A 1343-nucleotide genomic window follows, 5' to 3' on the forward strand; every position below is an offset into this window, starting at 1 on the left:
GAGTAAAGACAGCGATGCCCGTTGGATAAAGAAAAACGGCCTCTACAAACTCGGCTACAAACAACATACCCGCACCGATGCGGAAGGCTATATCGAGAAACTGCACATCACTCCCGCCAATGCCCATGAGTGCAAACACCTGTCGCCTTTGTTGGAAGGTCTATCTAAAGGTACGACCGTTTATGCCGACAAAGGCTATGACAGTGAGGAAAACCGGCAACATCTGGAAGAGCATCGGTTACTGGACGGTATTATGTGCAAAGCCCACCGCAAACATCCGCTGTCGGAAGCGCAAACCAAACGCAACCGATATTTGTCAAAGACTCGTTATGTGGTCGAACAAAGCTTCGGTACACTGCACCGTAAATTCCGCTACGCCCGGGCAGCCTATTTCGGGCTGATTAAAGTGAGTGCACAAAGCCACCTGAAGGCGATGTGTTTGAACCTTTTGAAAGCCGCCAACAGGCTAAGTGTGCCTGTTGCCGCCTAAAAGGTGGCCCGGATGCCTGCTTAATCAGGTATCCAAGGGGGATTAAGGGGGTATTTGAGTAGAATCAGTGGATATTTGAAATAAAAACAGCCGAAAACCTGTGTTTGGATTTCGGCTGTCGGGAAAAAGGAATTTTGCAAAAGTCTCCAAAGGTTAAGAGCACGCTATCCGTTAAAATGGCTTTTAGGCTTTGCACAATTAGCGCGTAGTACGTTTTTTGCTAAACTTCAGATTAAACCGGATAAGGATGAGTTATTGAAAAAGACCATTAAACGCATCAAAGCCAATCATCTTGATTATGGCTACCGACGTGTTCATGCCTGCTTGCCAGGCGTGAATCATAAAAAAGTTCAACGTTTAATGCAGACACTTGGGCTTCAAGTGCGGTCAAGAAAAAGCAAGAAATTTACGACCTATCGAGGCACGATAGGGGTGATTGCTCCTAATCATCTTGAACGCGATTTTAGTGCAACGGCCCCGAACCAAAAATGGGTGACCGATATCACCGAGTTTAAGGCGAAAGATGGGAGCAAAGACTATTTATCTCCAATTTTATACTTATTTAACAATGAGATAGTTTCATATAATCTCAGCTATTTCCCAAACTGGGCGCAAGTAGAGGACATGTTAATACAAGCCATCAAAGGATTAAATAAAGCTTGTGGTGTCATTTTACATTCAGACCAGGGATGGCAATATCAAATGGTGGCTTATCGTCGAATCTTGGCAGAACATGGCATCATTCAAAGTATGTCGAGAAAAGGGAATTGCTTGGACAACGCCGCGATGGAAAGTTTCTTTGGGCGATTAAAAACGGAATGTTTTTATGGGCGGGAATTTAACAGTAGAGAGG

2 protein-coding genes are annotated in these 1343 nt (G+C 44.7%); both read left to right on the forward strand.

The window, feature by feature from the left end; translation table 11 throughout:
* Nucleotides 1–490: IS5 family transposase (locus ACTHUR_RS11225; RefSeq protein ID WP_440398625.1), on the forward strand; the 490-nt coding region annotated here is incomplete at its 5' end.
* Between the two features lie 108 nt (nucleotides 491–598).
* Nucleotides 599–1343, forward strand: a 745-nt coding sequence (locus ACTHUR_RS11230) for an IS3 family transposase (RefSeq protein ID WP_440398626.1), incomplete at its 3' end; no start/stop codon positions are given.

Source organism: Neisseria sp. P0021.S007, assembly GCF_051956855.1.